Genomic DNA, 936 nt, shown 5'->3' on the forward strand with positions numbered 1-936 from the left:
GATTTGAAGCAATTCGACACTTGTACTCCATCCATCCCCATATAGAAGGGGTATCAGAAAGGGAGAAGTTACACCAAGTCCAATTAATAACGGGAACACGATCGTAGCTAATATTTTGACAATTTGAAGGTACCCTTTTCTTAATGCACTCGTTTGGTCTTGCATCTTGGAGAACACCGGGAATGCGACTTTCGTAATGATCGGGTTGATTTTTTGCAAGGGAACGATGACCAATTCGTAAGCTAACGTGTAGAACCCCAACATCTCCGTTCCTAGGAACTTCCCTATTAATAGGTAATCCACCTTGGCCGAGAAATAATTGATACTTTGTTCCCCTACTTGGTATAGACCGAACCGGAAAAACTCTTTGACACCGCCCACATTTAACACGGGAATTGGACGCCATCTCTTCCACCCGATGACACATAACAAGGCTGACTTCACGATTGCAGAACCAATCATCCCCCATACCACGGATTCAATGTTATAGCCAAGAAATGCGCAAACAAAGGTGATGATTGTGCCAATTGTAGTTGAACAAATTTCTAATTTGGCCAATACCTGAAACTTCAGTTCCTTCTGGAGCATCACTTGAAACTGTAGACCGAACGACTGGATAAGGAATACAGAAGATAGAATGATCAATAACTCGGTAAGCCTGGCCTCTCCATAAAACACGGCAATCCAGGGGGCTATAACAAGATTCAATACAAATGCAACTACCCCCAACATAATATTCAAGAAATACAATGTGGAGAGCTGCTGCGTCGTTACATGCTGCTTCTGAATAATCGCACTTGAAATCCCCATATCCATAAGCATCTGCGAAAATCGAATGACCACCATTAGGATCGATAAAATGCCGAATTCGGAAGGGTCTAACAATCTTGCTAATACTGCTACCTGGGCAAATTGCAGACCAGCACTATATACGCC

General features: G+C 42.8%; 1 protein-coding gene. It reads right to left on the reverse strand.

Features of this window, described 5'->3' with window-relative positions; all coding sequences use genetic code 11:
• The coding region (locus AC1DWB_RS36150) for an MOP flippase family protein (protein ID WP_477545869.1) at window positions 1-936 on the reverse strand (936 nt) is incomplete at both ends.

The organism is Paenibacillus sp. P4_E11 (assembly GCF_056401635.1).